This window comes from uncultured Nevskia sp., assembly GCF_903885465.1.
GTDB lineage: Bacteria > Pseudomonadota > Gammaproteobacteria > Nevskiales > Nevskiaceae > Nevskia.
On the sequence record NZ_CAISIQ010000391.1, the window covers coordinates 1 to 1,557 of the forward strand.

The window sequence follows — 1,557 nt, forward strand, 5'->3', positions numbered from 1 at the left end:
GCGATCGAGGAAGCGACGCAGTACTCGGCCGAAGACGCCGACATCACCTTGCGCCTGCATCAGACGCTGTATCCGAAAATTGCCGCGGAAGCGTCGCTGAAGTCGGTATTCGACACCATCGAGATGCCGCTGGTGCCGGTGCTGGCGGCGATGGAATTTGCCGGCGTGAAGGTCGATGCGCCGCTGCTGGTCAAGATCAGCGGCGAGCTGGCGCGGCGCATGGACGAGCTGCAGCTGGAGGTGTTCAAGGCGGCAGGCGGCGAGTTCAATCTCGGTTCGCCGAAGCAGCTGCAGATCATTCTGTTCGATCAGCTGAAGCTGCGCGTGGTCAGCAAGACGCCGAAGGGCGATCCGTCGACGGCCGAGAACGTGCTCGAGGAACTGAGCAGCGAACATCCACTGCCGCGGCTGATCCTCGACTGGCGCGGCCTGGCCAAGCTGAAATCGACCTATGCCGACAACCTGCCGAAGCAGGTCAATCCGCAGACCGGGCGCATTCATACGTCTTACCACCAGGCGGTGGCGCAAACCGGGCGGCTGTCGTCGAACGATCCGAACCTGCAGAACATTCCGGTGCGCACGGCCGATGGCCGGCGCATTCGCCAGGCGTTCATTGCCGAGGACGGCAACGCGCTGCTGTCGATCGACTATTCGCAGATCGAATTGCGGCTGATGGCGCATTTCTCAGGCGACGAACGCCTGCAGGACGCCTTCCGGCGCGGCATCGACATTCATCAGGCAACCGCCGCCGAAGTGTTCGGCCAGCCGCTCGATCAGGTCAGCGCTGAATCGCGGCGCTCCGCGAAAGCGATCAACTTCGGGCTGATCTACGGCATCTCGGCCTTCGGCCTGGCCAAGCAGCTCGGCATCGGCCGCGGCGACGCGCAGGACTACATCGACCGCTTCTTTGCCCGCTATCCGGGCGTCAAGCGCTTCATGGAGACGACCAAGGCGCAGGCCCATGAACTGGGCTACGTCGAAACCATGTTCGGGCGCCGGCTGTATCTGCCGGAGATCCAGAGCCGCAATGCCGCCCAGCGTCAGTACGCCGAGCGCACTGCGATCAACGCACCGCTGCAGGGCACGGCGGCGGATCTGATCAAGCGGGCAATGATCGATGTCGCCGCCTGGCTGCCGGCCCACGCGCCGGACCTGCGGATGATCCTGCAGGTGCACGATGAACTGGTGTTCGAGGGGCCTCGCGCGCAACTTTCCGAACTGGGGCCGACGATCGCTTCCCGCATGTGCGAGGCCGCAAAGCTGGCGGTGCCACTGGTTGCCGACTGGGGCATCGGTGCGAACTGGGATGCCGCCCATGTCGAGACCGGTCATGCGAGCAGTGCGGCGAGCTGAGTTTTTTGCCGGGCTGAGGACGTCAGAAACGACAAGGCCGGTCCCCCCCGGGACCGGCCTTTCACAGCCTTGCAGCGCCACAACCCCAAAATTCCGAAAATCTTTCGAAAAACAATTCTTTCAAAATCCGCTACTTGCGATCTTTTCGAAAGAATTTTCGACTTTCGCCGAATTTTTTCGCAACTCCCGCCGAACTAATTCCAC

The 1,557-nt window shown here is 62.6% G+C and carries 1 protein-coding gene; it reads left to right on the top strand.

Annotated elements, in window-relative coordinates; translation table 11 throughout:
• On the top strand, positions 1–1,353 hold a 1,353-nt coding region (gene polA / locus QZY06_RS15235; protein ID WP_295685919.1), incomplete at its 5' end, for a DNA polymerase I.
• Positions 1,354–1,557 lie beyond the last annotated feature (204 nt).